Source organism: Kitasatospora sp. NPDC088742, from assembly GCF_055584905.1.
This window is the reverse complement of the sequence record NZ_JBVJLD010000002.1, coordinates 228,838-253,721: the sequence shown is the minus strand read 5'-3', so window position 1 is coordinate 253,721 and position 24,884 is coordinate 228,838. Positions and strand designations below refer to the sequence as shown.

The 24,884-nt window shown below is 73.6% G+C and carries 26 protein-coding genes; 14 read left to right on the top strand and 12 right to left on the bottom strand.

Features of this window, described 5'->3' with window-relative positions; genetic code table 11:
• Nucleotides 1–168 precede the first annotated feature (168 nt).
• The 4 genes from ACZ6ZR_RS03305 to ACZ6ZR_RS03290 are packed head-to-tail and all read left to right on the top strand — an operon-like array spanning nucleotide 169 to nucleotide 4,068.
• On the top strand, nucleotides 169–1,167 hold the full coding sequence (locus ACZ6ZR_RS03305; RefSeq protein WP_465638857.1) for a sugar ABC transporter substrate-binding protein: 999 nt from the start codon (nucleotides 169–171) through the stop codon (nucleotides 1,165–1,167).
• The gene (locus ACZ6ZR_RS03300) at nucleotides 1,164–2,186 is read left to right on the top strand and encodes an ABC transporter permease (protein ID WP_465638855.1); all 1,023 of its coding nucleotides are present in this window, start codon (nucleotides 1,164–1,166) and stop codon (nucleotides 2,184–2,186) included. The genes ACZ6ZR_RS03305 and ACZ6ZR_RS03300 overlap by 4 nt, the downstream gene beginning before the upstream one ends.
• Complete coding sequence (locus ACZ6ZR_RS03295; RefSeq protein ID WP_465638853.1) at nucleotides 2,183–2,956, top strand: ATP-binding cassette domain-containing protein; 774 nt, start codon at nucleotides 2,183–2,185, stop codon at nucleotides 2,954–2,956. The genes ACZ6ZR_RS03300 and ACZ6ZR_RS03295 overlap by 4 nt, the downstream gene beginning before the upstream one ends.
• Nucleotides 2,957–3,006: 50 nt before the next feature.
• Nucleotides 3,007–4,068: an ROK family glucokinase gene (locus ACZ6ZR_RS03290; protein WP_465639192.1), complete on the top strand. Its 1,062-nt coding sequence runs from the start codon at nucleotides 3,007–3,009 to the stop codon at nucleotides 4,066–4,068.
• A 7-nt stretch (nucleotides 4,069–4,075) separates the two neighbouring features.
• Here ACZ6ZR_RS03290 and ACZ6ZR_RS03285 read toward each other — a convergent pair whose 3' ends face one another.
• Together ACZ6ZR_RS03285 and ACZ6ZR_RS03280 are read right to left on the bottom strand one after the other, a co-directional pair.
• Complete coding sequence (locus ACZ6ZR_RS03285) at nucleotides 4,076–4,351, bottom strand: DUF2087 domain-containing protein (RefSeq protein WP_465638851.1); 276 nt, start codon at nucleotides 4,349–4,351, stop codon at nucleotides 4,076–4,078.
• Between the two features lie 51 nt (nucleotides 4,352–4,402).
• Nucleotides 4,403–5,773: a hypothetical protein gene (locus tag ACZ6ZR_RS03280; protein WP_465638849.1), complete on the bottom strand. Its 1,371-nt coding sequence runs from the start codon at nucleotides 5,771–5,773 to the stop codon at nucleotides 4,403–4,405.
• A 489-nt stretch (nucleotides 5,774–6,262) separates the two neighbouring features.
• Between ACZ6ZR_RS03280 and ggt the strand changes: the two genes are divergently transcribed.
• From ggt to ACZ6ZR_RS03260, 4 genes are all read left to right on the top strand, one after another.
• Nucleotides 6,263–8,047 (top strand): gamma-glutamyltransferase, encoded by a 1,785-nt coding sequence (gene ggt, locus ACZ6ZR_RS03275; RefSeq protein ID WP_465638847.1) that lies wholly within the window; start codon nucleotides 6,263–6,265, stop codon nucleotides 8,045–8,047.
• A 243-nt stretch (nucleotides 8,048–8,290) separates the two neighbouring features.
• The gene (locus tag ACZ6ZR_RS03270) at nucleotides 8,291–9,094 is read left to right on the top strand and encodes an exodeoxyribonuclease III (RefSeq protein ID WP_465638845.1); all 804 of its coding nucleotides are present in this window, start codon (nucleotides 8,291–8,293) and stop codon (nucleotides 9,092–9,094) included.
• A 334-nt stretch (nucleotides 9,095–9,428) separates the two neighbouring features.
• The gene (locus ACZ6ZR_RS03265; protein WP_465638843.1) at nucleotides 9,429–10,007 is read left to right on the top strand and encodes a hypothetical protein; all 579 of its coding nucleotides are present in this window, start codon (nucleotides 9,429–9,431) and stop codon (nucleotides 10,005–10,007) included.
• A gap of 89 nt (nucleotides 10,008–10,096) precedes the next feature.
• Nucleotides 10,097–10,396 carry a hypothetical protein gene (locus tag ACZ6ZR_RS03260; RefSeq protein ID WP_465638841.1) on the top strand — a complete coding sequence of 100 codons (300 nt, stop codon included), beginning with the start codon at nucleotides 10,097–10,099 and terminating at the stop codon, nucleotides 10,394–10,396.
• 52 nt (nucleotides 10,397–10,448) lie between these two features.
• Here the strand turns inward: ACZ6ZR_RS03260 and ACZ6ZR_RS03255 are convergent, their stop codons facing one another.
• Both ACZ6ZR_RS03255 and ACZ6ZR_RS03250 read right to left on the bottom strand, forming a co-directional pair.
• The gene (locus tag ACZ6ZR_RS03255; protein WP_465638839.1) at nucleotides 10,449–11,144 is read right to left on the bottom strand and encodes a lysoplasmalogenase; all 696 of its coding nucleotides are present in this window, start codon (nucleotides 11,142–11,144) and stop codon (nucleotides 10,449–10,451) included.
• Nucleotides 11,141–12,001: a sterol desaturase family protein gene (locus ACZ6ZR_RS03250; RefSeq protein ID WP_465638837.1), complete on the bottom strand. Its 861-nt coding sequence runs from the start codon at nucleotides 11,999–12,001 to the stop codon at nucleotides 11,141–11,143. Before ACZ6ZR_RS03250 ends, ACZ6ZR_RS03255 begins: the two co-directional genes overlap by 4 nt.
• Nucleotides 12,002–12,119: 118 nt before the next feature.
• Between ACZ6ZR_RS03250 and ACZ6ZR_RS03245 the strand changes: the two genes are divergently transcribed.
• Complete coding sequence (locus ACZ6ZR_RS03245) at nucleotides 12,120–13,469, top strand: DUF2398 family protein (RefSeq protein ID WP_465639191.1); 1,350 nt, start codon at nucleotides 12,120–12,122, stop codon at nucleotides 13,467–13,469.
• Nucleotides 13,470–13,472: 3 nt separating this feature from the next.
• On the opposite strand, the gene ACZ6ZR_RS03240 is transcribed toward ACZ6ZR_RS03245, so the two are convergent.
• The 3 genes from ACZ6ZR_RS03240 to ACZ6ZR_RS03230 all read right to left on the bottom strand — a co-directional run bounded on the left by ACZ6ZR_RS03240 (nucleotide 13,473) and on the right by ACZ6ZR_RS03230 (nucleotide 16,091).
• The gene (locus tag ACZ6ZR_RS03240) at nucleotides 13,473–14,027 is read right to left on the bottom strand and encodes a hypothetical protein (RefSeq protein ID WP_465638835.1); all 555 of its coding nucleotides are present in this window, start codon (nucleotides 14,025–14,027) and stop codon (nucleotides 13,473–13,475) included.
• Nucleotides 14,028–14,103: 76 nt separating this feature from the next.
• A complete protein-coding gene (locus ACZ6ZR_RS03235) occupies nucleotides 14,104–14,286 on the bottom strand; it encodes a hypothetical protein (RefSeq protein ID WP_465638834.1) in 183 nt (60 codons plus the stop codon).
• A gap of 146 nt (nucleotides 14,287–14,432) precedes the next feature.
• On the bottom strand, nucleotides 14,433–16,091 hold the full coding sequence (locus tag ACZ6ZR_RS03230) for a BCCT family transporter (protein WP_465638832.1): 1,659 nt from the start codon (nucleotides 16,089–16,091) through the stop codon (nucleotides 14,433–14,435).
• Between the two features lie 202 nt (nucleotides 16,092–16,293).
• Between ACZ6ZR_RS03230 and ACZ6ZR_RS03225 the strand changes: the two genes are divergently transcribed.
• Nucleotides 16,294–17,580, top strand: coding sequence for a sulfite oxidase (locus ACZ6ZR_RS03225; protein ID WP_465638830.1), 1,287 nt, complete (start codon nucleotides 16,294–16,296; stop codon nucleotides 17,578–17,580).
• Here ACZ6ZR_RS03225 and ACZ6ZR_RS03220 read toward each other — a convergent pair.
• Nucleotides 17,565–18,182: a TetR/AcrR family transcriptional regulator gene (locus ACZ6ZR_RS03220; RefSeq protein ID WP_465638828.1), complete on the bottom strand. Its 618-nt coding sequence runs from the start codon at nucleotides 18,180–18,182 to the stop codon at nucleotides 17,565–17,567. The genes ACZ6ZR_RS03225 and ACZ6ZR_RS03220 overlap by 16 nt on opposite strands.
• Nucleotides 18,183–18,289: 107 nt before the next feature.
• The gene (locus ACZ6ZR_RS03215; protein WP_465638826.1) at nucleotides 18,290–19,207 is read right to left on the bottom strand and encodes an acyl-CoA thioesterase; all 918 of its coding nucleotides are present in this window, start codon (nucleotides 19,205–19,207) and stop codon (nucleotides 18,290–18,292) included.
• A gap of 69 nt (nucleotides 19,208–19,276) precedes the next feature.
• On the opposite strand from ACZ6ZR_RS03215, the gene ACZ6ZR_RS03210 reads away from it, so the two are divergent.
• The 3 genes from ACZ6ZR_RS03210 to ACZ6ZR_RS03200 all read left to right on the top strand — a co-directional run bounded on the left by ACZ6ZR_RS03210 (nucleotide 19,277) and on the right by ACZ6ZR_RS03200 (nucleotide 21,207).
• The gene (locus ACZ6ZR_RS03210) at nucleotides 19,277–19,798 is read left to right on the top strand and encodes a TetR/AcrR family transcriptional regulator (protein WP_465638824.1); all 522 of its coding nucleotides are present in this window, start codon (nucleotides 19,277–19,279) and stop codon (nucleotides 19,796–19,798) included.
• Nucleotides 19,799–19,811: 13 nt separating this feature from the next.
• Entirely contained in the window at nucleotides 19,812–20,168 is a 357-nt protein-coding gene (locus tag ACZ6ZR_RS03205; protein ID WP_465638822.1) for a hypothetical protein, read from the top strand.
• A gap of 103 nt (nucleotides 20,169–20,271) precedes the next feature.
• On the top strand, nucleotides 20,272–21,207 hold the full coding sequence (locus ACZ6ZR_RS03200) for a DUF389 domain-containing protein (RefSeq protein ID WP_465638821.1): 936 nt from the start codon (nucleotides 20,272–20,274) through the stop codon (nucleotides 21,205–21,207).
• A 34-nt stretch (nucleotides 21,208–21,241) separates the two neighbouring features.
• Here ACZ6ZR_RS03200 and ACZ6ZR_RS03195 read toward each other — a convergent pair whose 3' ends face one another.
• From ACZ6ZR_RS03195 to ACZ6ZR_RS03185, 3 genes are all read right to left on the bottom strand, one after another.
• Nucleotides 21,242–22,420, bottom strand: coding sequence for an MBL fold metallo-hydrolase (locus ACZ6ZR_RS03195; protein ID WP_465639189.1), 1,179 nt, complete (start codon nucleotides 22,418–22,420; stop codon nucleotides 21,242–21,244).
• Between the two features lie 200 nt (nucleotides 22,421–22,620).
• On the bottom strand, nucleotides 22,621–23,076 hold the full coding sequence (locus tag ACZ6ZR_RS03190; RefSeq protein WP_465638819.1) for a MaoC family dehydratase: 456 nt from the start codon (nucleotides 23,074–23,076) through the stop codon (nucleotides 22,621–22,623).
• Nucleotides 23,077–23,179: 103 nt separating this feature from the next.
• Nucleotides 23,180–23,611: a pyridoxamine 5'-phosphate oxidase family protein gene (locus ACZ6ZR_RS03185; RefSeq protein ID WP_465638818.1), complete on the bottom strand. Its 432-nt coding sequence runs from the start codon at nucleotides 23,609–23,611 to the stop codon at nucleotides 23,180–23,182.
• A 155-nt stretch (nucleotides 23,612–23,766) separates the two neighbouring features.
• On the opposite strand from ACZ6ZR_RS03185, the gene ACZ6ZR_RS03180 reads away from it, so the two are divergent.
• Nucleotides 23,767–24,609, top strand: a complete 843-nt coding sequence (locus tag ACZ6ZR_RS03180; protein WP_465638816.1) for a hypothetical protein — start codon at nucleotides 23,767–23,769, stop codon at nucleotides 24,607–24,609.
• Nucleotides 24,610–24,884: the final 275 nt, after the last annotated feature.

The following is a 24,884-nucleotide window of genomic DNA, read 5'->3' as shown; positions in this document are numbered from 1 at the left end:
TTGCCCTCGAAGCTGGGTGAAAGCTGAGAGGAACGTCACAGTCTCCATGAGAACCGTCTGAACGGCCCGGACCAGTGTGCCACCCGCTTGGCGGTACGTGTCGAACGGGTACGGCCCGTTCCCAGCGAGTTGCCACGCCGGGGCGGTCCGTTCCTGGAGACTGTCGGAGTGTCATACCGCCCTCGCCGTACCGCAGCCCTGGCCCTGGCCCTGCTCCTGACGGCGGTGGGGTGCAGCAGCACCGGGGGCAGAAGGGCGGAACAGGCCCGGTCGAAGGCCGCCACGGCCGGCGGTGCGGTGGACACCCCGCGCTGGAAAGTGGCGATGGTCACCCACGCCGGCGCCGGGGACGCGTTCTGGGACGGCGTCCGCAAGGGCGCCGAGCAGGCCGCAGCCAAGGACAACATCGACTTCCGCTACACCAACGACGCGCAGACCCAGAACCAGGTGCAGCTGGTCCAGGCCGCGATCGACCAGCGGGTCGACGGCCTGCTGGTCTCGCTGGCCAAGGGCGAGGCGATGGCGGAGGTGCTCGGCAAGGCCAAGGCCGCCGGCATCCCGGTGATCAGCATCAACTCCGGCCAGGAGTACTCGGCCCGGTTCGGCGCCCTCACCCACGTCGGCCAGGACGAGTCCACGGCCGGCCGGGCCGCCGGGGCCGAACTGGCGAAGCGCGGACGGAAGTCCGTGCTCTGCGTGATCCACGAGCAGGGCAACGTCGGGCAGGAGCAGCGCTGCGGCGGGGCGAAGGAGAGCTTCGGCGGCCCGTTCCAGACCCTGTACGTCACCGGCACCAGCCTTCCCGACGCCAAGGCCTCCGTCTCCGCCAAGCTCCAGGCCGACCGCTCGGTGGACACCGTGCTCACCCTCAGCGCCCCGCTGGCCGCCACCGCCCTCCAGGCGGTCACGGACGCCCGGCCCGGCGTCGAACTGGACACCTTCGACCTCGGCACCCAGGTGGTGGACGGCCTGAAGAACGGCACCGTCGGCTTCGCGGTGGACCAGCAGCCCTACCTCCAGGGGTACGAGGGCGTGGACCTGCTCTGGCTCTACCGCTACAACCTGGACGTGCTGGGCGGCGGCGGCCCGGTGCTGACGGGGCCTCAGATCCTCACCAAGGAGAACGCGGCCGCCCTCGCCACCTACGTCGCCCGGGGCACCCGGTGAGCCGCGAGGTGCTCGGCTCCGGACCGCCGGAACGCAGGCTCCGGGCCCGGCCCGAGCTCGGCGCGGCGCTGGCCGCGCTCGCGGTGCTGCTGGTCTTCGCGCTGGCCGCCGACGGCTTCCTGCGCCCCGCCTCGATCGGCACCGTGCTGTACGCGGCCTCCACCATCGGGATCATGGCGGTGCCGGTCTCGCTGCTGATGATCGGCGGCGAGTTCGACCTCTCGGCCGGGGTGCTGGTCACCACCGCCGCGCTCAGCTCCTCGATGGTCAGCTATCAGCTGACCGCCGTGACCTGGGTCGGCGTGCTGGTCTCGCTGGCGGTGGCGCTCGCGGTCGGCTGGGCCAACGGCTGGCTGCTCGCCCGCACCGGCCTGCCCAGCTTCATCGTCACCCTCGGCACCTTCCTGATGCTGACCGGCGCCAACCTGGGCGTCACCAAGCTGGTCTCCGGCACCGTCACCACCAAGCCGATCGCCGACATGGAGGGCTTCGCCTCCTGCCGCTGGCTGTTCGCCTCCGAGCTGACGGTCGGTGGGATGAGCATCAAGGCCACCGTCTGGTGGTGGTTCGGCCTGGTCGCGGCCGGCTCCTGGGTGCTGCTGCGCACCCGGTACGGGAACTGGGTCTACGCGGTCGGCGGCGACCCGGCGGCCGCCCGCGCGGTCGGCGTACCGGTGGCCGGGACCAAGACCGCGCTCTACCTCGGGGTCGGCTTCTGCGCCTGGGTGCTCGGCCAGCACCTGCTGTTCTCCTTCGACACCGTGCAGTCCGGCGAGGGCGTCGGCAACGAGCTGATCTACATCGTGGCGGCGGTGATCGGCGGCTGCCTGATCACCGGCGGCTACGGCTCGGTGCTGGGCGGGGCGCTCGGCGCGCTGATCTTCGGCATGGTCAGCAAGGGCATCGTCTACGCCCAGTGGAACCCGGACTGGTTCAAGTTCTTCCTCGGCGCGATGCTGCTGCTGGCCGCGCTGCTCAACTCCTGGGTCAAGCGACGGGCGGAGCGTGGCGGCCGGTGAGCCTGCTGGAACTGGACGAGGTCGGCAAGAGCTACGGCAGCGTGCGCGCCCTGGAGGGCATCTCGCTGGCCGTGGAGGCGGGGCAGGTGCACTGCGTCCTCGGCGACAACGGCGCCGGCAAGTCCACCCTGATCAAGGTGATCGCCGGGCTCCACCGGCACGACGAGGGCCACTACCTGATCGACGGTCAGGAGGTGCGGCTCGCCTCGCCCAAGGAGGCCATGGAGCGCGGCATCGCCACCGTCTACCAGGACCTCGCCGTCGTCCCGCTGATGCCGGTCTGGCGGAACTTCTTCCTCGGCGCCGAACTCGGCACCCGGCTGCGCCTGGACGCCCCCCGGATGCGGGAGGTCACCCGGGAGGCGCTGGCCCGGATGGGCATCGAACTGGCCGACGTGGACCGGCCGATCGGCACCCTCTCGGGCGGCCAGCGCCAGTGCGTGGCGATCGCCCGGGCGGTGCACTTCGGGGCCCGCGCCCTGGTGCTGGACGAGCCCACCGCGGCGCTCGGGGTCAAGCAGTCCGGCGTGGTCCTCAAGTACGTGGCGGCGGCCCGGGACGAGGGGCTGGGCGTGGTGCTGATCACCCACAACCCGCACCACGCGCATCTGGTGGGCGACCACTTCACCCTCCTCAAACGGGGGAGGATGGCAGGCAGCCACCCGCGCGCCGGGATCACCCTGGAGCAGCTCACCACCGAGATGGCGGGCGGCTCCGAACTGGCCGAGCTCAGCCACGAACTCGGCCGCGACACCGGCACCGACCTGTAGGAGTGACCCGTCCCGTGAGCAGCCCGCAGCGCCCCCACGTCCTGCCGACCCTGCTCGGCATCGGCCCGCGCGCGGAGCGGCGGCGCCGGGCGCTGCCGGCCAGCGTGCTGCGGCTGCCCACGGTGGGCGTGGACATCGGCGGGACGAAGGTGGTCGCCGGGGTGGTCGACGGCGAGGGCAAGGTCCTGGAGCGGATCCGCACCGACACCCCCGACAAGAGCAAGAGCCCCCGGGTGGTCGAGGACGTGATCGTCGAGCTGGTGCTCCAGCTGGCGGACCGTCACGACGTCCACGCGGTCGGCGTCGGCGCGGCCGGCTGGGTCGACTCCGACCGCTCCCGGGTGCTCTTCGCCCCCCACCTCAACTGGCGCGACGAGCCCCTGCGGGACGCGCTCAGCGCCCGGCTCCGCTTCCCGGTGGTCGTGGAGAACGACGCCAACGCCGCCGCCTGGGCCGAGTGGCGCTTCGGGGCCGGCCGGGGCGAGGAGCACATGGTGATGCTCACCCTGGGCACCGGCATCGGTGGTGCGGTGGTCCGCGACGGCTACGTCGACCGGGGCAGGTACGGCCTGGCGGGCGAGTTCGGCCACATGCAGGTGGTGCCCGGCGGCCACCGCTGCCCCTGCGGCAACCGGGGCTGCTGGGAGCAGTACTCCTCCGGCAACGCCCTGGTCCGCGACGCCCGGGAGCTGGTGGCCGAGGAGTCCCCGGTGGTCCAGCCGCTGCTCGCCCTCGCGGGCGGCACTGCGGCCGGCCTGACCGGCCCCCTGATCACCGAGGCCGCCCGGGGCGGCGACCCGGTCGCGACGGAGCTGTTGTACGAGGTCGGCACCTGGCTGGGCGTCGGCATCGCCAACCTGGCGGCGGCGCTGGACCCCGGACGGTTCGTCATCGGAGGCGGCGTCTCGGAGTCCGGCGAACTCCTGCTCGCCCCGGCCCGGCAGGCCTTCCGGCGGACCCTGACGGGCCGTGGCTTCCGCCCGGAGGCACAGATCGCGCATGCGGCGCTCGGCAACGACGCCGGCCTGGTCGGCGCCGCCGACCTGGCCCGGCAGGTCGCCCGGCGCTTCCGCACCATCAAGCGCCACCGGGTCGAACGCGCCGCCGGCTGACGGGCCCTCAGGCCGCCGCGCGGTGGTAGGAGCTGCCGTCGCGGGTGCGGGTCAGGCGGCTGCTCTCGACCAGGTAGCGGCGCAGGGCCGGGAAGTCGTCGTGAACGGTGAGCAGGGCCTCGTTGACCTGCTTCTCGGTGTACTCGGCGCCCGGCTCGAAGAGGGTGGCGGCGAGGTGGTCGAGGAGCTGCTCGCGGCGGGCGGCCTTGCGGGGGATGGAGGGCAGGCGGCCGTCGGCGGTGAAGAGCGAGGCGACGGAGGAGCGGGCGGGGTTCTCGGACATGCCGGGCAGCCTGCCGTCAGGGCGGTGGTGCGGGCAAGGAGTTTTCGGCGGTCAGGCCGTCGCTCCGGGCCGGCCGGTGTGCAGCTGGTCGTACCACTCCGCGAGACCGACCGTTCGGAGGAGGTGGGCGACCTGTTGGCGCTCCTGCGCAGGCCGGGTGGTGGTGTGCCGCGCGAGGTACTCGGCCCAGACGTAGCGGCCCCGACGGACCAGCGCCGCGATCAGGACCGCGACCTGTTCGGGGTGGAGGAGTGTGGCGCGCTTGAGGAGGAAGTCCGCCGAGCCGCCCCTCCCGGCTTCGTGCAGGGCGGTCAGTGCCTCGGTGAGCACCTCCGGCCGACGGCGCGAGACCGAGTCCAGGAGTGGTTCGAGGTCGCTGGTGGTCTCGTGCAGTACGGACAGCAGTGCGATGACCTCCTTCGCGGGGCGGTCTCCCGCAGCCGCCAGCAGGGTGGAGCGATTGGCGTTCTGACCGGCCGTCCGGGCCAGCAGACCGGCCAGCTCTGCCACGTTCTCGACCGGCAGGATCGTCGCGGCCCGCACCAGGAGGTCAGTGACGGCCTTGCTGTCCAGGCTGGTCCCCTGGGCGATGACTCTGGCGAACGTGCTCATCAGGTTCACCGGCCGAGTGACGATCCTGTCGTCGGTGAGCCACGACAGCAGCTCGGCGTGGTCGTGGAGATCCTCAGGGCGGGGGTGGAGGTGTAGGGCCGTCAGTACATCGCCGGACACCGGGACACCGCGCAGGCGTGCCCGCAGATCCTGTAACTCTCGCTCCGTGACGGCGTGCTGGTCCTCCATCTCGGCGATACGGCGGCGCAGCAGGTCTGCCTCGGAAGGCTCGCGGGCGTCCGCCTCGTCCTGCTCGCGCTCGGCCGCCTCCAGCTGATGCTCCAGCAGGTCGCAGCGCTGCTCGGCCTCGAGCTGGCGGTGTTGTGCCTCGTGGAGCTCTCCGCGCAGGCGGTCGACCAGGCCGCGCAGGCGGTCGCGTTCGGCGCGGAGGTGGTCGCGCTCCTCGGTGGCCCGGGCGAGTTCGGCCCGGTGTCCCAAGCGGGCGGCCGCAGCGCCGCGTTCGAGCTGCTGGAGGTTCTGCGCCTGTTCGGCCGCCTCGTGTTGCGCGGTGCGCAACATGTCCTTGAGCAGGTCCACCTCGGTGCGCAGGTCGCGGGCCTCCTGGTCGGCGTCGGACCAGCGGTCGCGCAGGGACTGGAGTTCGGCGCTGCGCGGGTTGCGCTCGGCGAGGGCGGAGCGGTGCAGGCGGCGGAGGTGGTCGCGGACCTCGGGGGTGAGGGGGCGGCGCGTTGCGGTCTCGACATCGCTGGTCAGGCGGTCGAGGAAGTCAGCGGGCGGGACCGCGAGGCCGCTGAACCACCGGGAGAGGGTGGAGCGGTCACGGTGCACCTGGTGGGCATAGCGGCTCATGGAGATGCCGAGACGGACAGCAAGGGTTCTCAGTTCCTGGGCCAGATCGCGGCAGACCCCGTCGACCGTGGTGGGGATCGGTTCGAAGGCCATTCCGGTGGGGAGGCGATCGGTGTCCAGGGGGAGCAGCTCGCCGTCCACGTGCCCGCCTTTCGCGGTTGCCCGTTGCGCGGGATCCGCAACGCTGTGGGGATTATCGCAACACCCGACGCTCCGTCAGTCTCCTTTCCAGGAACCGTGAAAGGAGATCAGGGTGAACTGGCGTACATGGGTGGCGACGACCCCGGCGGTGGCGGTGGGGGTGCAGAGCTGGGGGCAACTGCCTTGGTGGGCAACGGTGCTGGCGGTGGCGCTGACCGGGGCACCGGTGCTGGCGCAGCGGGACTACCGGCGGGTAGTCACTCAGAAGTGCCATTGTGGTGAGCATGGCTGATGTGAAAGAACGGTGGTTGCAAGGGAGTTGACGACCAAGCGCCTCGTGGAGGGCCCATGCGTCTGACCCGGATCGTCCCGCTCGCGCTGACCGGCGCCCTGATCTGCGTGGCAGCGCCCGCGCAGGCCCAGGCCGGTCCACCGCCCAAGGTGCCCGAGGCGGTCGGCTGGGGCGGTGCGGTGGCCAGTGTGGACGCCGACGCGACCGCGGTCGGGCTGGAGGTGCTCAGGCGCGGCGGGAACGCGGTGGACGCGGCGGTGGCCACGGCGGCCGCGCTCGGGGTGACCGAGCCGTACTCGGCGGGGATCGGCGGCGGTGGCTTCTTCGTCTACTACGACGCCCACAGCCGCAAGGTCTCCACCATCGACGGCCGCGAGGTCACCGGCCGGACGGCCGACGAGACGCTCTTCCTGGAGAACGGCAAGCCGCTGGCCTTCGCCGACGCCGTCACCAGCGGGCTGAGCGTCGGCGTGCCCGGCGTCCCGGCCACCTGGGACGCGGCGCTGGACCGCTGGGGCAGCCGCGGCCTGGGTGAACTGCTCAAGCCGGCGGCCACCTTGGCCGACCGCGGCTTCACGGTCGACCAGACCTTCCAGGACCAGACCGCGCTCAACCTGACCCGCTTCCAGGCATTCCCGGACACCAGCAAGCTGTTCCTGCCCGGCGGGCAGCTCCCGGTGGTCGGCTCCACCTTCCGCAACCCCGAGCTGGCCTCCACCTACCGCGAGATCGCCCGCAAGGGCGTCGAGACGCTCTACAAGGGCCAGTTGGCGACCGACATCGTCAACACCATCCAGCACCCGCCGGTCGACCCGGCCTCCGGCTGGAACGCCCGGGCCGGCAAGGTGGACCGCAAGGACCTGGCCGACTACCGGGTGATCCAGCGTCAGCCCACCCACCAGGAGTACCGGGGCTACGACGTCTACGGCATGGCCCCGGTCTCCTCCGGCGGCACCACCGTCGGCGAGGCGCTCGGCATCCTGGAGGCCAAGGGCGACCTGGGCAAGGTCAGTTCCACCCAGTACCTGCACCGCTACCTGGAGTCCAGCCGGATCGCCTTCGCCGACCGGGGCCGCTGGGTCGGCGACCCGGCCTTCTTCAAGGTGCCGACCCGTCAGCTGCTCAGCGACGAGTTCACCGCCTCCCGGGCCTGTCTGCTGAACCCGGAGCGCGCCCTCACCAGCCCGCTCGCCCCCGGCGACCCGTACCACCCCGCCGCCTGCGCCACCGCCGGCCCGGCCGTCCCCGAGACGTACGAGGGCCCGAGCACCACCCACCTGACGGTCGCCGACCGCTGGGGCAACGTGGTCTCCTACACCCTCACCCTGGAGCAGACCGGCGGCAGCGGCCTCACCGTCCCCGGCCGCGGCTTCCTGCTCAACAACGAGCTGACCGACTTCTCCTTCGCCCCCGCGACCCCGGGCGTCCCGGACCCGAACCTGCCCGGCCCGGCCAAGCGGCCGCGCTCCTCGATCTCGCCGACCATCGTCCTCAAGGACGGCAAGCCCTTCGTCGCGGTCGGCAGCCCCGGCGGCTCCACCATCATCACCACCGTCCTCCAGGTCCTGCTCGGCCGCCTGGACCGGGGCATGACGCTGGAGCAGGCCATCGCCGCACCCCGCGCCAGCCAGCGCAACACGGCCGCGTCGGTCGCCGAACCCGCGTTCCTCGCCTCCCCCGAGAAGGCGGGCCTGGAGGCCCTCGGCCAGGTCTTCGCGCCCACCCCGGAGATCGGCGCCGCGACCGGCGTCGAACGCCTCCCCGACGGCCGCTGGATCGCCGCCGCGGAACCCACCCGAAGGGGCGGCGGCTCGGCAGCCGTGGTTCACCCCTCCCGCTGAACGCGGTGCCCCTGGGGCGCTGAGGAAATTGGTCACACCGGGGGCGCGGGGCTCTGCTGATGTGCGGCTCCGCCGCGTGGGCGCGCAGGGGAACGGCAGCACCTGCAACTGGCTGACGGTGGGTCAGTTGCAGGTGGGTCGCCTTCCGACCCGCGCAGTTCCTCGCGCCCCTGGGGTGTCAGGGGGTGACGGTATGTTGCAGGAGTACATGTCCGTCGTACCTGCTCGGGAAGGCCGCCCGCCGTGACCGTCCGCATCGCCACCTGGAACATCAACTCCGTCACCGCCCGGCTGCCCAAGCTGCTGGAGTGGCTGGAGGGCAGCAGCCCCGACGTGCTCTGCCTCCAGGAGCTGAAGTGCGCCTCGGACGCGTTCCCGTACGAGGCCGTCCGCGAGCTCGGCTACGAGACCGCCGCCTACGGCACCGGCCGGTGGAACGGCGTGGCGATCCTCTCCAAGATCGGCCTGGAGGACGTGGTCCGTGACCTCCCCGGCCAGCCGGGCTTCCTGGCGGACGGCGTGATGATCCCGGAGACGGAGCCCCGCGCCATCGCCGCGACCTGCGGCCCGCTCCGGGTCTGGTCGGTCTACGTGCCGAACGGGCGCGAGGTCGGCCACGCGCACTACGCCTACAAGCTGGAGTGGTTCGAGGCGCTGCGCCAGGCCGTCCTGGAGGACGCCGCCGGGGAGCGGCCGTTCGCGGTGATGGGCGACTTCAACGTGGCGCCCACCGACGAGGACCTCTACGACCCGTCGGTCTTCGCGGGCCAGACCCACGTCACCGACGCCGAGCGTGCCGCCCTCGCCGCCCTGCGGGAGGCGGGCCTCAGCGACGTGATGCCGCGTGCCCTCAAGTACGACCGCCCGTACACCTTCTGGGACTACCGGGCGCTCGGCTTCCCGAAGAACCTCGGGATCCGGATCGACCTCACCTACGCCAACAAGGCCTTCGCCGAGGCCGTCACCGACAGCTACGTGGACCGCGAGGCGCGAAAGGGCAAGGGCACCTCGGACCACGCACCGGTCGTGGTGGACCTGGACCTGTAGCCTAAGACCGACCGGCAATTGGGGGGGCGGCGTCGCGGCGCCGGGCCACGCACCTCGACACCTTCTCGTCAGTCGCCGATGCTCCGCATGGACTCTCCCCCAGCCTTCGGCCGGGAGGGGCCCCCTTCTCGGCGGCGCCGATGCACGCACCCCACCGCCGCTCCTTCACCCACCCCCCAATTGCCGGTCGGTCCAAGCACCCGCGCGCCCCCCGAACGGCTTCGAACGGTGGCCGTCCGGGGCGGCGCTGCCTAGCGTCGCAGGTGACAGGGTGTAGCTGTCCCCTCACGCGACGACGGAGTCCGTGTGCTGCGCCCGGAACCGGAGGAACGGCATGCGCGCTCCGCGTACCGCCGCAGCGCTGATCGGCGCCAGCACCCTGCTCGTCCTGGCCGCACCCGCCGCGAGCGCCAAGAGCGTCGAGCCCGCCTGGGTGAGCCCGGCCGAGGCGGCCCCGGGGCAGAGCGTGACGGTCAGCGTCACCTGCGAGACCAGTTCGGTGAAGACCATCACCGCCAACTCGCAGGCCTTCTCCACCGGCAGCGCCACCCTGACGGTGGGTCCGGACGGCAAGTACAGCGGCAAGGCCCTGCTGGCCTCCGAGAAGGAGTTCGCCTCCAAGGCGCTCGGCAACCTCGGCAGCAACCTGGGCAACCTGGTCAAGGGCGCCAAGGCCTCCGGCTGGGGCATCGACGGCAAGTGCCCGAACGGCGACACCTTCAGCGGCGCGGTCGAGGTCAAGCTGGCCGGTCACGGCCAGGAGGAGGGCGGCGGCAAGCTCCCGACCGGTCCGGTGCACACCGGCGTCGGCGGCTCGGCCGCCACCGGCCCCGGGCAGCTCGCGGCGGGCGGGGCGCTGGTCGCCGCCGGGGTGGGCGGCTTCTGGCTGCTGCGTCGCAGGACGACGGAATGACGGCTGTTGCAGGACGGTGACGCCCGGGCGGGGTGCGGCGCCCGGGGGCCCGGGTAGGAGCCCGGCAGCGCTCGTCACGGGGGTGGGGCATGGCAGCGGAGACCGTCATCGGTCTGGTGGGGATCGTCGTCCTGACGGCGTGTGTGGTCGGGATCGTGCTGGTCTGCCGGACCGGCTCGCCGATCTACCTGCCGCCGTACGAGGCGCCGCGCCCGCCCTGCCGGAACTGCTGGCACGGGGCGCACACCGGGCGTTGCGACCACGAGGACGGCAGCGGCGACCGGTACGAGAACGGCGACTGGGTGGGGTACTGGAACTACACCTACTGCCACTGCTCCGACTACGCCCCGGGGGAGTGGCCGCTCCCGCGCAAGAAGAAGAAGCGCTAGTGCCGTGCCGGGCACGGCACTAGGCCACTCCCCGTCCGGGGCTGAGGCACCGTCAGCGGCCGGTGGCCGCCAGGGGTGCGGTGAGCGGGGCCGAGGTCGGGGCGGTGGTGGCCCGCAGGGTGCCGTCGGCGAGCAGGAACTGGGCGATGACGTAGGTGGCCATGATCCAGACGCCGTGGCCGGGGAGGGCCTTCCAGTCGGCCAGTTCGGTGGCGATCAGGGTGTCCGAGAGCAGGAACAGCCCGCCGCCGAGCCCGGCCCGCCAGCCCAGGCCGGCCGAGGTGACGGCGGTGGAGGCGAGCAGCAGGCTGTAGATCGCGACCGGGACCTTGAGATCGCCGAGGCCGGGCCAGAGCTGACTGATCATCACGCCCCAGGCGGCGGCGTACGCCAGCGCCAGGATCACCGTGCGCCGCCGGTCCCGCAGGGCGCCCAGCTTCACGAACATCGTGACGTAGCAGACGTGCGCCGCCGCGAAGGAGCCCATGCCGGCCAGGAAGGCGGCCTGCTGGTCGAACTGGAGCAGCACGTCACCGCCGGTGGAGAAGGCCAGTGCGGGCAGCAGCAGCCTGGGCGCCCGTTCGGCGCGGGCCGCCACGTAGCCGGCCAGCAGCGGGACCAGCGCGGGCTTGGTGGCGTTCTGCAGCACGCTCGCCCCGGCGGCGATCGCGCCGAGGTGGGTGACCGAGGTGGCCGCGAAGGCGGAGAGCAGGCCGCGGGCGGTGCGCAGGCGGGTGGAGATGGTCATGCGGCGGTGCCCTCCGGGCGGTCGGTCGGGCCGGGCTGCCAGCCCGGGCCCTTGGTGAGGTGGCGCACCCGGTCGCGCCAGTTGGTCGCGGCGGCCACGTCGCGGGCGATCGAGACGTACTCGTGGGTGGCCACCCGCAGCGGGTTGTGGGTGCTCAGGTTCTTGGTCAGCCCGTAGACCGGCTTGGTGGTCTCGGGGGCGAAGGAGCCGAACATCCGGTCGAAGACGATCAGGATGCCGCCGAAGTTGCGGTCCAGGTAGCCGCCCTGCGAGGCGTGGTGCACCCGGTGGTGGGACGGCGTGTTGAAGACGTACTCGACGGGGCGGGGCAGCTTGCCGATCCGCTCGGTGTGGATCCAGAACTGGTAGACCAGGTTGGCCGAGGAGCAGAAGGCCAGCGCGGCGGGGTGCACCCCGGCCAGGATCATCGGGACGTAGAACACCCAGGTGGTGGCCGAGGTCCAGGGCTGGCGCAGGGCGGTGGAGAGGTTGTAGTGCTTGCTGGAGTGGTGCACCACGTGGCAGGCCCAGAGGATCCGGATCACGTGGTGGCCGCGGTGGGACCAGTAGTAGAAGAAGTCCTGGGCCAGCAGCATCAGCGGGACGGTCCACCAGAGCACCGGCACCCGAAGGGGCGTCAGTTCGTAGAGGCCGGCGTAGATCGCCACGATCGGGATCTTCCAGAGCGCGTCGAAGGCCAGGCTGCCGATCCCCATGCCGAGGCTGGTGGCGGTGTCCTTGACGGTGTAGCCCTGCTCCTCCTCGTCGGGATGGAACCGGTAGGAGACCACCTCCAGGACGGTGAGCAGCACGAAGGCGGGTATCGACCACAGCACGACGTTGGGCAGGTTCGGCATGCCGAGGACGATAGGTGACGGTGGGTGGCCTGCGGAAGAGGTAGTTACCCATGCGTAAGTAACGGGGTGCGGGCGGCAGTCACGCGGAGGACGTGCACCGTCTAGTCTGGTGGGCGACATGGAGCGGTACGAGGTCGGGGCGACGAGCGGGCGCGGGGCGGGGGCGGGGCAGCTCACCGCCGTCGTGCCGTCCGGCGCTGCCCAGGCCCACCTGGCCGAGCTGCTGGCCGGGGCCGGCCAGGCCGAGGCCGACGCGCTGTTCACCGCCGCCTTCGGCCTCTACGGCGCCCGGCACCTGGGCGGCGTGCTGCCCGAGGGCGAGGGCGAGGGCCATAGCTGGTGGCACGGCCCGACGGTCCATCAGCCCGCCGCGCCGCGCGGCCGCGAGGGTGGCCGCCGCAGCCGGATCGCCCCCGGCCGGGACGCGCTGGCCGTCAGCGGCCGCCGAGGCCGGCACCGCAAGCCGGTGCCCGGCAGCCCCGAGCAGATCGCGGTCGAGCGCCGCACCGCCGCCCGGCTGCTGGCCGCCCACCCGCTGGTCACCGCGGGCGGCCCGCACGGGGACGGCCTGCCGCTGATCCACCGTCACGCCGACTGGCTGGTGGAGCGGTTCGCGACCCTGCTCGGCTACCCGCTCACCGTCGGCACCGGCTACGCCCGCCTGCACAAGGCCCCGCTGCCGGGGCGCGCCCTCGACCCGACGGAGCACGGCCCCTGGACGCCGCAGTCGTACGCGGCGCTGGTCCGCGCCCTGGCGGCGGTCGCCGAGGGCGGCGAGCCCGGGCCCGTCGAGCCGGCGGTCCGTCAGCGGCTGGCCGAATGGCGGGTGCTGACGGGTGCCGGCGCGGGCGACCGCGAGCTGGCCGGGGCCCTGCTGAGCTCCGGCCCGTCCGAGACCGGGGTGCCGGACGAGGTGGTGGTGCGGCGGCGGCTGGCCGAGACCCCGGTGGTGCTGCTGGACGAACTGACGCCCGGCCAGCGCCGCTGGCTGCTCGCCCACCGGGCCGGTGAGACGGCCCTGTTCGCCGACTTCCTCGGCCTGACCACCGAGTACCGGGCCGAGGGCATCGCCCTGCTCGACCCGGCCGACGAGCTCACCGACCTGGCCCTGCCCGGCACCGGCACCCTGGCCCAGGCGGCCCTGCTGCTGGCCGGCCGCCTGGTGGAGGAGCTCCGCCCGCTCCCGGAGGAGTCCGCACCCCCGGCCGTGCTGGTCCCCGACGCCCTGATAGACGGCGCCCTCGGCGACATCACCGACGAACACGGCCTGCGCAACGGCTGGCACCGCGACTACCTCGCCGACCTCACCGCCTTCCGGCGCGACGCCCTCGACCTGCTGCACCGCATGCAGCTGATCGCCCCGGCCGGCCGCGCCTGGCTGCTACGGGCCCCCGCCGCCCGCTACGCCCCGGCGGTCGAGCCCCTCCCCGACACCCCGGGCCGCCACTCCCGCTCCTACGCGGGCTGAGGCTCAGACCCGCACGCCGTAGACCCGGTCGGTGGTGGCGGCCAGTTCGGTCCGGAAGCCGGCCAGCCCGATGGGCGGTGAGGCGGGGAAGTCCGGGGCCACGCTGCCGGCGGGGAGGAAGGCGGACCGGCAGCGGCGGCAGAGCACGGCCCGCTGCCAGACCAGCATGACGTGGTGCCAGCGGGCCTGACGGGCCGACAGGCCCCGGTCGGTGGCCCGGGCCGAGGCGTTGGCCCGGAGTCGGACCACCACGGCGGCCACCAGCAGCAGCAGGCAAGGGGACAGGGTGCCGAGGACGTAGCCGAGCCCGTAGGCGGTATCGGTGTCCGGGTCCGAACCGCCCCCGCCGGAGAGCAGGCCGAGCGCGGGCAGCAGGGCGAGGCCGGCGAACACGAAGAGCGCCGTCGAGGCCCCGCCCCGTACGGCCGGGCCCGGCTGGGCCGGCGGGACCAGCGCGGCCCGGTCGGCCGGCTTCAGCGGCTCGGCCGGGTCCTGGAGCGCCTGCGGGACGGGGACCGTCCGGTCGGCGCGGCCACACGTCGGGCAGTCGTCGGTCATCTTCTTGTGCTCCCCCGGCTGTTCGCGAACGATCGCGGGTAGTACAGCACAGGCCCCGCCGGTGGCTGACGCCGGGTCAGCGGCTCGCGCTCGCTGTCGTCCCCTGGCGGGCCGTCTCCACGGTGGCGCCGACGCCGAGGGTGCCGAGGGCGATGCTCGCGGCCACTGCGGCGCAGGCGATCAGGCGGCGGTGGCGGCGGGGCAGGGGGAAGCGCGGGCCGGGTGGGGCCGCGGGAGCCGGGACGGGCTGAGCGTTCATGACAGTGAGCATTCCAGGGCGGTGTTAAACGGTGACGACACCGGGGTGAAGCCCAGGTGGGAGCTGGGCGACGGGTCATCGAGGCTGTTCAGCATGCCACCGGTCGGGAACGACGCTGACGAACGATCAGCCGCGTTCGGCCCAGTTCACTCGGACGAGTGAGGCGGGGGCGGCGAGGAGCCGTTGCGGCGTCGGCCCACGCCGTGGTCGGCCAGTGCGTCGCCGACCGCCACCCGGACGGCGTCCCGCAGGCCGTGCGCGGCGTGCAGCCGGGACGGCCCGGCCGCCGGGTCGGCCCGCAGCTCCCGCACCAGCGCCAGGCAGAGCAGCAGCATCACCACCACGAAGGGCAGCGCGACCAGGATGGTGGCGTTCTGCAGGGCGCTGAGCCCGCCGGCCAGCAGCAGGGCGGCGGCCACGCCGCCCATCAGGACGCCCCAGACCACCACCAGCCAGGTGCGCGGGTGGAGCGAGCCCCGGCTGGAGAGCGAGCCGAGCACCAGGGAGGCGGAGTCGGCGCTGGTGATGAAGAAGGTCATCACCAGCAGCACCGCGATCACGCTGGTCACCCCGCCGAGCGGGAGCGAGCGCAGGGTCTCGAACAGGGAGGCCTCGGCGCCCTGGGAGATGGTGCCGACCAGGTCGGCCTGCCCGGTGGAGTCCAGCCGGATCGCGGTGCCGCCCATCACGCAGAACCAGAGCACGGTGGCCCCGCTCGGCACCAGCAGCACGCCGAGCAGGAACTGACGGATCGTCCGGCCGCGGGAGATGCGCGCGATGAAGGTGCCGACGAAGGGCGCCCAGGAGAGCCACCAGGCCCAGTAGAAGATGGTCCAGGAGCCCAGCCAGCTCTCGTCGGTGAAGGCGCCGGTCTGGGTGGCCATGGTGGTCAGGTCGGAGAGGTAGCCGCCGACGGTGGACGGGATGGCGTCCAGCACGTAGACCGAGGGGCCGAAGACGAAGACGAAGAGCATGATCAGCGAGGCCAGCACCACGTTGGCGGTGGAGAGCCACTTGACGCCCTTGTGCACGCCGGAGAAGGCGGAGAGCACGAAGGCGGCGGTCAGCGAGCCGATGATGACCAGCTGGACGTTCTGGGTGTTCCGCACGCTGGTGATGTAGCCGAGGCCGTCGGCCACCTGGAGCGCGCCCAGGCCCAGGCTGGTGGCGGAGCCGAAGACGGTGGCGAAGACCGCGAGCAGGTCGATGCCCTTGCCCATCCAGCCGTCCGCGCCCTGACGGCCGATCAGCGGGACGAAGGCGGCGGAGATCCGGTTGCCCCGGTTCTTGCGGAAGGTGGTGTAGGCGAGGGCCAGGCCGCCGACCGCGTAGATCGCCCAGGGGTGCAGGGTCCAGTGGAAGAGCGAGAACTCCAGCGCGGACTGGGCGGCGGCCGCGCTCTGCGGCTCGATCCCGGAGCCCGGCTGCGGGGCGGCGTAGAGCTGGAGCGGCTCGCCCACGCCGTAGAACATCAGGCCGATGCCCATGCCGGCGCTGAACATCATGGCGACCCAGGCCAGCGTGGAGAACTCGGGCTCCTCGTCGTCGCGCCCCAGCTTGATCCGGCCGAAGCGGCTGAACGCGAGCAGGACGGTGAGCACCAGGAAGACGTCGGCCGCGACCACGAACAGCCAGCCGAAGTTGTGCAGGACCCAGTCCAGGCCGGTCTTGGAGACGCTGCCCAGCGAGTCCGCCGCGAACACGCCCCAGGCCACCACCGCCAGTACGGCGACGGCGCTGACGCCGAACACCACCTTGTCGGTCGGGAGGGTGGCGCCCGGTTGCTCGTCGGGTCGGCTACTCATCAGCGGGGCTCCAGCGGTCGGACAATACGTACATCTCGTACTATCTGCGGCGGCCGTGCCACGGGAGGGCAGGGCGCGCCGGGCAGCTCCCCGGTTTCCCTGACGGCGCGTCATCCGCCCACCTAGTGCCGGGCACGGCACTAGGATCGTCCGCTGCGGCGCCCCGGGGTGGTGGGCGCCTCGTCGGGAGGGGAACGGACGCATGGACGAGTACGCCTACGACCGGGTGCGGCGGGAGCAGTGGCTGGCGGGAGAGGCCCGGGCCGAGGGGGTGGACCGGCGGACGCTGCTGCGGATGCTGGCCGCCGCCGGGGTGGCGGGGCCGGTGCTGACCGCCATCGGCGCCGGGGCGGCGCACGCCGCCTCGCCGGTGCCCGGGATCGTGAAGCCGCTGCCCGCCGAGTGGTTCGTGCCGCGCGGCACCAACGCCGAGATGCGCTGGGACTCGGTGGCCGGCACCGGATACCACACCCCCACCGAGCGGTTCTTCGTCCGCAACCACACCTCCACCCCGCTGATCGACCCGGCGGGCTGGCGGCTGCGGCTGACGGGCAGTGGACTGCGGCGCGGTGACGTGGAGTTCGACCTCGCGCAGCTGCGGCGGCTGCCGAGCACCCGGATCAACGCGCTGGTGGAGTGCGCGGGCAACGGCCGCAGCTTCTACCTCTCCCAGCAGGGCCACAGCGTCCCGGGCACCCCCTGGACCCTCGGCGGCGTCGGCTCGGCGAGCTGGCGCGGCGTCCGGCTGGCCGAGCTGCTGCACCGGGCCGGGCTGCGCCGCGAGGCGGTGGACGTGCTGCCCTCCGGACTGGACCCGGAGTACGTGGCCGGCGGCGTCTCGCTCGGCCGGGTCCGCCGGCCGCTGCCGCTGGCCAAGGCGCTGGACGACGTGCTGGTGGCCTACGAGATGAACGGCGAGCCGCTCACCCCCGACCACGGGGCGCCGGTGCGGCTGGTGGTGCCGGGCTGGATCGGGATCGCCTCGATCAAGTGGCTGGGCACCGTGGAGGTGTCCGACTCGCCGCTGTACTCGCCGTGGAACACCGACTTCTACCGCCTGTTCGGCGAGGCCTACCCGGAGGGCGGCAGCGCCCCGATCACCCGTCAGGTGGTGAAGAGCGCCTTCGAACTGCCGTGGGGCGCCACGCTGGAGGCGGGCCGCACCCACCGGCTGACCGGCCGCTCCTGGTCCGGCAGCGCGCCGGTGCACGAGGTGGAGGTCTCCACCGACGGCGGGACGCGCTGGCGGCGGGCGCACCTGCTGGACCGGCCGCGCAAGGACGGCTGGGTCCGCTGGTCCTTCGACTGGCGCCCCGGGCAGCCCGGTCCGTACCAGCTGCGCGCCCGCGCCACCGACCGGCTGGGGAACACCCAGCCGGTCACCGCCGTGCCCAACCGCGAGGGCTACCTCTTCGACGCCGTGGTGGCGCACCCGGTGACGGTAGGTCAGCCGGTGGGCGGTCGGACGGCCGGTCAGGCCGCCTCGTAGGGCGCCAGCACCAGGCGGACCACGCCCTCCAGCCGGCGCCTGGCGTCGTCGTGGGTGGTCCGGCCGGTCACCCAGGAGGTCAGCTCGCCCTGCCAGGAGTGCCCGACGATGTGCCGGACCAGCTCGCCGGCGGCGGGTGGCAGGCTGGGGCTGACGGCGTCCAGCGCGGCGCCGTCGGCCCGGGCCAGCGACTGGAGGGCCTCGGAGGCGAACGGGTCGGTGGAGGCGGCCACCGCCACCCGGAGCCGGGCCAGTTGGGGCTGGCGCTGGTAGGCCCGCATCCCGTTGCGGACGAAGCGCACCACCCGGTCGGTCTCGGCCGCCTCGCGCCGCGAACCGCGCTGCTCGGCGACCAGGTCGTCCAGCAGCAGCCGGTGCCAGTCCGCGATGGCGGCGGCCAGCAGGTGGTCCTTGGAGGAGAAGTACCGGTAGGCCGTGCCGAGCGCGACTCCGGAGCGTTCGCAGACCTGTTTCATCTGGAGCCGTTCCACGCCCGTCTCGTTCACCAGCGTCAGTGCGGCGTCGATCAGGCTCTTGCGGCGTGCGAGCTGACGGGGCGACATCGCCTCCACCGGCCTTGGTGACAGGTCAACCTTGGTCACCCGCACCATGATACGGGCCGGGGTCCGCCGAGCGAACGTCACCTGAACGGTCAAGTCCCGGGCTGCGTCAGGTCGGGCCCGGCGTCCGGACCCCGGGGCCCGGCCCGTCAGACCGCCCGGTGCCGGATCAGGGTCTCCTGGACGGCGGAGGCGACCAGCCGGCCCGCGCGGTCGTAGAACTCGCCGTGCGCCAGGCCCCGGCCGTCCGAGGCGGACGGGCTGCGCTGGGCGAACAGCAGCCACTCGTCGGCCCGGAACGGACGGTGGAACCACATCGCGTGGTCCAGCGAGGCGAGCACGATCCGGGACGGCTCGGCGCGCTGGAAGCGGTGCGCCTGGAGGTCGATCGCGGCGGTGGAGGCCAGCGTCAGGTCGGAGAGGTAGGTGAGCGCGCAGACCTGGAGCAGCGGGTCCCCGTCGGGCAGCCGGCCGCCGGTCCGCAGCCAGACGAACTGCTGCGGGGTGCCCGGGAGTTGGCCGGGCAGGCCGGGGGAGTCGGCCGGGACGAAGCGGAGCTCCAGGGTGCGGAAGACGGCGGCCCGCTCGTAGTCCTCGGGCGCCGCGGCGGCCCAGGCCGGGAAGGGGTCGGGCAGCTCCTCGGGGGCGGGGACGGCGGGGGCGGCGGAGTGCCGGTCCGGCTCGTCCTCGGGGGTCTTGAAGGAGGCGGAGAGGGTGAAGATCGCCTCGCCGTGCTGAACGGCCGTCACCCGGCGGGTGGCGTACGAGAATCCGTCCCGGACCGGGTCCACCTGGTAGTCGATGGGGTGCCGGGGATCGCCGGGGCGCAGGAAGTAGGAGTGCAGCGAGTGCACGTGCCGCCCGCCGCCGATGGTCCGCCCGGCGGCCGTCAGCGCCTGCGCGGCGACCTGCCCGCCGAAGGCGCGCAGCGGTGCCCCGGCATGGCAGCGGCCGCGGAACAGGTTCTCGTCCAGCCGGTCGATCCGGAGCAGCTCGACGAACCGCTCGGCCGTCTCCGCCGCACTGGTGGCTCTGGTGGCTTCCGTCACGGGCACAGCGTACGACATCGGAGGTGGAACAGGTTTCAGGAATGTTCGTTCTTGACTGACCGTTCCTTTACTCCTAGGGTTGCCGGCATGGGAAGACCACGCGCGTTCGACGAGGACGAGACCGTCCGGGCCGCCGCCCGGGTGTTCGCGGGCCGGGGCTTCGAGGGGACGTCGGTCGACGACCTGGTGACCGGCCTCGGGGTGCACCGCAACAGCCTCTACAAGGTCTTCGGCAGCAAGCGCGGCCTCTACCTGGCCGCGCTCCGCCGCCACCTGGACGAGGAGGTGCTCCCCGGCACCGCCGCACTGACCGCCGCACCCGGCCTGGACGCCGCCCTCGCCCAGGCCGCGGCCGCCTTCGACGGCGGGCCGGCCGCCGGGCTGCTGCTGCTCGCCGCCGCCGAGCGGGCCCCGCACGACCCCGAGGTGGCGGACCTCGTGGAGGAGGGGCTGACCGCCCTGGAGGCCGGCCTGGCCGCCCACCCGGAGGCCGGGCCGGGGCTGGCCCCGGCGCTTGCCGCCACCGTGCTCGGCCTGCGGCTGCGCCGCTCCGGCGAAGGCCCCGCCCAACTCGCCGGGCTCGCCCGGCGGATCACGTCGACCAGCTGAAGGAGACGAAGAGATGGCAGTGGTATCGGTGGCCGACGGCGTCCTGACCGTCGAGGTCGAGGGGTGGGACCGCTTCTGGGCGCTGAAGAGCCGGATCGAGATCCCGCTCCGGCACGTGCGGGGCGCGACGGTGGACCCGGGCATGCTGCGCGAGCCCAAGGGGATCAAGGCCCCGGGCACCCATTTCCCCGGGGTGATCGTGGCGGGCACCTTCCACCGGGACGGCGAGAAGGTCTTCTGGGACGTGAAGAACCCGGAGAAGGCCGTGGTGATCGAGCTGGTGGAGGAGGCCTACGCCCGGCTGGTGGTCGAGGTGGCCGACCCCCGGGAGACCCTCGCCCTGGTCGAGCGGGCCCTGCGGGCGGCCTGACGCCCCGTCGACCACGCGGAGTCCGGCGCCGGACCTGACGGCTCGTCCGGTCCGGCGCGCGGCGGGCGCGGCGCCCCGGCACCACCGCCTAGGGTTGCGGACCATGCTGCATCTGCGCCTGATCGTCCCGCGCGACCTGCGGGACGCCGTACTGGAACGGCTCGACACCTGGGCCGGCGTCACCCACGTGGTGCTGCTCCCGGACGCGGCGCTGCGCCCGGCCGGGGACGTGGTGCTCTGCGACGTGGCCCGCGAGGCGGCCGACGAGGTGCTCGGCGGTCTGCGGGCACTGGGGCTGGCCGAGCGCGGGGCGATCGACGTCTCCGCGCTGGAGCTGGCCATCTCCAGTGCGGCGGAGCAGGCCGAGGAGCTGGCCCCCGGCGACGGCGCGGACGCGCTGGTCTGGGAGGCGGTCTCCGAGATCACCCACGAGGAGTCCACGCTGAGCGTGGTCTACCTGGCCTTCATGGCGCTGGCCACCATGCTGGCCGCCTGCGGCGCGGTGCTGGACAGCGCGATCCTGGTGGTCGGCGCGATGGCGGTCGGTCCGGACTTCGGCCCGCTGGCCGGGCTCTGCGTCGCGCTGGTGCGGCGGCGGGCCCGGGAGGCGGGCCGTTCGCTGGCCGCCCTGCTGGTCGGCTTCGTGGTGGCGATGGTGCTGACCGCCGGATTCTCCTGGCTGATGGACCAGTTGGGGCTGTTCAGCCAGGCCGCCTTCGAGGCCGAGCGGCCGAACACCTCCTTCATCTGGAAGCCGGACGCGATGTCCTTCGTGGTCGCCCTGCTGGCCGGGGCGGCCGGGGTGCTCTCGCTGACCTCGGCCAAGGCGGGCATGCTGGTCGGCGTGGCGATCTCGGTCACCACCGTCCCCGCGGCGGCCAACGCGGCGGTGGCCTTCGGCTACCGGGACTACGCGCAGGCGGCGGGCTCCGGGGTCCAGCTGCTGCTCAACCTCCTGGGCATCGTGCTGGCCGGGGTGCTCACCCTGCTGGCGCAGCACTGGGCCTGGCGGGTCATCAGGGCCCGGGCGGCAGGCTGAGCCGCCCGGGCCCCACCCGCCGGTTGACGCCGGCTCAGACCGTGACCTCGTCGTCCTCCGCCCGGCGGGCGGGCCGGGCCGGGGCGGCCTCCAGGCCCTGCGGGACGAACAGCTCGGCCCCGCGCGGCATCGCCGCCACCGCCCGCCACCAGAGCCGGACCGGCGGCGGTTCGGCGGGCTCGAAGGGCTTGCCCGGGCGTGGCACCACCAGGTGGGCGCCCAGCGCCTGGGCGGCGCTGACGGTCCGTTCGGCCGGCTCCTCCCAGGGGTGCGGGGCCAGGTTGAAGGTGCCCCAGTGGATCGGCAGCAGCAGCTCGCCGCCCAGGTCCAGGTGGGCCCGCACCCCCTCCTCGGGGGTCATGTGCACCTCGGGCCAGAGGTCGCTGTAGGCGCCGATCTGCACCATCGTCAGATCGAAGGGCCCGAGCCGGCCGCCGATCTCGGCGAAGCCGGGGAAGTACCCGGTGTCGCCGCTGTGGAAGACCCGGTGCCCCGGCCCCGCCACCACCCAGGAGGCCCAGAGCACCAGCGGGTTGTTCCGCGGGCCGCGGTTGCAGTAGTGCCGGGCGGGGGTGGCGGTCAGGGTCAGCCCGGCCACCTCGGCCGACTCCCACCAGTCCAGCTCGGCGATCCGGGACGGCGGGATGCCCCAGTGCTCCAGGTGCGCGCCGATCCCGAGCGGGACCGCGAAGGTGGTGCCGGTCGCGGCCAGGGCCCTGACGGTCGCCAGGTCGAGGTGGTCGTAGTGGTCGTGCGAGATCACCACCACGTCCACCGGCCCGAGTTCGGCCAGCGGGATCGGCATCGGGTGCAGCCGCTTGGGGCCGGTCCAGCCGAACGGCGAACAGCGCTCGCTCCACACCGGGTCGAACAGCACCCGGCGGCCGTCGATCTCCACCAGGACGGTGGCGTGGCCCAGCCAGGTGGCGCGCAGCCCGGAGCCGGGCGGCTCGGCCAGCTCGATCGGGAGCAGCCGGTGCAGCGGCACCGCCGCGGCCGGGGCCCGGCGGTGCCGGCTGGCCGCGAACTGACCCCGGTTCAGCTCCAGCCGGTTGCGGGTCCTGGCCAGTCGGCTGGTGGGGACCGGATTGCGGAAGGCGCCGCCCCGGAAGTTGGGGGAGTTGCGGATGCGCTCCAGCCGGGCACCGGTGGGCTCGGCGCCGAACGGCTCGGTGCGGATCCGGCGCCAGGCGTCGCCCGGCAGGTCCAGCAGGGGCGCGGTGCCGGTCCCGAGCCGGGTGGTGAGAGCGGCGACCCGGGACGGCCAGGCGACGGGGCTGGGCACGGCACCTCCATGGGCGGTTTTGTCCGTCTTGTCGGACATTACCGGCCAGGCTCCGCACCTACCCGGTGGGACGGAGTCGTACGCACCGTTCGGCGTAAGCGGCCGCCGCCCCTTGGGGTGACGGTGCGTCAGGCGGCGTAGAAGCGGGTGATCGTCTCCGCCACGCAGTGCGGCTTCGGGCTGCCCTCGCTGGTGATCGTGTACCGCACCAGGGCCTGCACCCCGCCCGGCACCTCGGTCGCGGAGAGCAGCTCGGCGGTGGCCCGGACGGCGGTGCCGACCGGCACCGGGGCGGGGAAGCGGACCTTCTCCGAGCCGTAGTTGAGCGCCATCCGGATGCCCTCGACCGCGTAGCACTCCTTCGCCAGCACCGGGATCAGCGACAGCGTCAGGTACCCGTGCGCGATGGTCCCCCCGAACACGCTGTCCTTCGCGCGCAGCGGGTCCACGTGGATCCACTGGTGGTCCCCCGTCGCCTCCGCGAACAGGTCGACCCGGCCCTGGTCGATGGTGTGCCACTCGCTGGTGCCCAGCTCGGTGCCGACCGCTGCGGTCAACTCGGCGAGGGAGGCGTACGTCGTCACGGCTGCTCCTGACGGAAGGGGACGGAACACCGGCAGAGTATGCCTACCCGCGGGTCACTTGTCAGGGGGTGCACGGTGGTCCGCAGGGCGGCGGCCTTCGCCGCTAGCGGGCCACCGCCCGGCCCGCGGGGAGGACGCGGCGGCCGCTGACCAGCTCCGGGGCGATCCGTACGAACACCGGCTCCTGGCCGCCGCCGACCCACGGCAGCGGTCCGGTCCGGCGGAGGTGCCGGACGGCGGCCTCGTCGCGGACGACCTCGGCGCGGCCGTGGACCAGGACGCTCCAGCCGGTGCGGGTGGCGGGGTCGAGGTGGTCGGCCTGGAAGGCGGCGACGGTGCCGTCGAGGGCGCGGGTGACGGTGGAACCGGCCCGGAGGCCGAGGATCAGGGCGCCGTCGGGGGCCACCTCGAAGGCGACCGGGAGGACCGCGGGGAGGGCGTGCTCGGTGTACACCACACGCCCGATGGGCACGGTGCCGAGCAGGCGCAGGCACTCGGCCTCGCTCAGGGTCGCCACTCGCTCGTCTCGGTCCATGTACTCGATGGTGCCGCTCCGGACGGCCCGTCAGTAGGGCCCATGGTCCTGCGATGGTCCCTGACCTGCGTCATTTCCCGGCGAAACCCCGCGCGGGGCGTGGGAGGCCGGATAGCTTGTGCGGCGGGGCCGGTGGCCGTAGGGGAGGAGTGCCGGTGAGCGGCGGGATCGAGTTGGTGGTGATCGGCGCGGACGGCGGGCCGGAGCGGGCCCACGCCGGGTCCGCGCGGGCGGCCGACGGGGCCCGGCGGTTGGCGGCGGAGCTGCCCGGGCGGTGCTTCGACGCGGGGGCCCGGGGGAGCCGGGTGACCCTGGTGCCGCCGGAGGCGGACGCGAACACGATGCTGACGGCGCTGCGGGAGGCGGCCCGGCGTCCGGCGCGGTGGCTGGTGGTCGCGCTGCTGGGGCAGCTCGCGGTGGACCCGCGCGGGCGGCGGCCGGCGCTGGTGACCGGCGGGTCGACCCCGGACAACGCGTACCGGCGGGGGCTGGCCTGGGACTGGGTGGTGAGCACCATGGTGCACGGGAGCCAGGAGGAGACCCTGCTGCTGGTGGACGCCGTCGCCGACAAGGAGGCCTGGGGGGCGCTCGAACGGGGTGAGGAGGGGGCGGGCGAACTGCTCTCGCACTCCCGGGTGCCGCTCTGGGGGCGGGTGGCGCGCTACCAACCGCCCCGGCGAGGACGGGACACCGTCCTGCCGGGGGGCGAGGGCTCGTTCACCTGGGCGTTGGACCGGGTGCTGGAGCACGGCCTGCCCGGCGGGCCCGCGGCGGTGGCGCCGGTGGACCTCCAGCCGGCCGTGGAGGCCCAGCTGGCCTGGGCGGAGACCGCCTACGGGGTGGCCGGGGCACGGCTGTTGGCGCCGGGTGAGCAGGGGAGGCTGCTGCTCCGCAACCGGGCCGCCGTCCGGGGCGCATTGGCCGGATTGTCGCTTTCGGAAGAACTGTTGGCGGTTCTGTGGCGGGAAAGTGCCCCAATGGATCCGCCTTCCGCGTAAGGTCAGGACGCCCGAGGTGTTGCCGGGCATGGGCGGGTTGGCGAAGAATCAGTCACCCGAAGCAGCACCAGGGGTGGCGGATTTCTTCTGCGGCGGCGGTCCCTCACGGGGCAGGCCGCGACGAGGTGGGGCGATGCGGCAGCACGGAATTGTGGTGCGCCCAGGGAGGGTTGGGGCCGGCGGGGCACTCCTGCTGCTCCTCACCGCCTGTGGCCAGGGCGGGTCCGCCGATCGGCTCACCGACGTCTCAGCCGCCCCAACTGCCCCGTCCGTCA

What these genes read in the sequence shown, in the direction of transcription:
- ACZ6ZR_RS03285 (WP_465638851.1), bottom strand. Translation starts at nt 4,351, where the DNA reads ATGTCCGAGAACCCCGCCCGCTCCTCCGTCGCCTCGCTCTTCACCGCC.
- ACZ6ZR_RS03280 (WP_465638849.1), bottom strand. Translation starts at nt 5,773, where the DNA reads ATGAGCCGCTATGCCCACCAGGTGCACCGTGACCGCTCCACCCTCTCC.
- ggt (WP_465638847.1), top strand. Translation starts at nt 6,263, where the DNA reads ATGCGTCTGACCCGGATCGTCCCGCTCGCGCTGACCGGCGCCCTGATC.
- ACZ6ZR_RS03265 (WP_465638843.1), top strand. Translation starts at nt 9,429, where the DNA reads ATGCGCGCTCCGCGTACCGCCGCAGCGCTGATCGGCGCCAGCACCCTG.
- ACZ6ZR_RS03260 (WP_465638841.1), top strand. Translation starts at nt 10,097, where the DNA reads ATGGCAGCGGAGACCGTCATCGGTCTGGTGGGGATCGTCGTCCTGACG.
- ACZ6ZR_RS03255 (WP_465638839.1), bottom strand. Translation starts at nt 11,144, where the DNA reads ATGACCATCTCCACCCGCCTGCGCACCGCCCGCGGCCTGCTCTCCGCC.
- ACZ6ZR_RS03250 (WP_465638837.1), bottom strand. Translation starts at nt 12,001, where the DNA reads ATGCCGAACCTGCCCAACGTCGTGCTGTGGTCGATACCCGCCTTCGTG.
- ACZ6ZR_RS03245 (WP_465639191.1), top strand. Translation starts at nt 12,120, where the DNA reads ATGGAGCGGTACGAGGTCGGGGCGACGAGCGGGCGCGGGGCGGGGGCG.
- ACZ6ZR_RS03240 (WP_465638835.1), bottom strand. Translation starts at nt 14,027, where the DNA reads ATGACCGACGACTGCCCGACGTGTGGCCGCGCCGACCGGACGGTCCCC.
- ACZ6ZR_RS03235 (WP_465638834.1), bottom strand. Translation starts at nt 14,286, where the DNA reads ATGAACGCTCAGCCCGTCCCGGCTCCCGCGGCCCCACCCGGCCCGCGC.
- ACZ6ZR_RS03230 (WP_465638832.1), bottom strand. Translation starts at nt 16,091, where the DNA reads ATGAGTAGCCGACCCGACGAGCAACCGGGCGCCACCCTCCCGACCGAC.
- ACZ6ZR_RS03225 (WP_465638830.1), top strand. Translation starts at nt 16,294, where the DNA reads ATGGACGAGTACGCCTACGACCGGGTGCGGCGGGAGCAGTGGCTGGCG.
- ACZ6ZR_RS03215 (WP_465638826.1), bottom strand. Translation starts at nt 19,207, where the DNA reads ATGTCGTACGCTGTGCCCGTGACGGAAGCCACCAGAGCCACCAGTGCG.
- ACZ6ZR_RS03210 (WP_465638824.1), top strand. Translation starts at nt 19,277, where the DNA reads ATGGGAAGACCACGCGCGTTCGACGAGGACGAGACCGTCCGGGCCGCC.
- ACZ6ZR_RS03205 (WP_465638822.1), top strand. Translation starts at nt 19,812, where the DNA reads ATGGCAGTGGTATCGGTGGCCGACGGCGTCCTGACCGTCGAGGTCGAG.
- ACZ6ZR_RS03200 (WP_465638821.1), top strand. Translation starts at nt 20,272, where the DNA reads ATGCTGCATCTGCGCCTGATCGTCCCGCGCGACCTGCGGGACGCCGTA.
- ACZ6ZR_RS03185 (WP_465638818.1), bottom strand. Translation starts at nt 23,611, where the DNA reads ATGGACCGAGACGAGCGAGTGGCGACCCTGAGCGAGGCCGAGTGCCTG.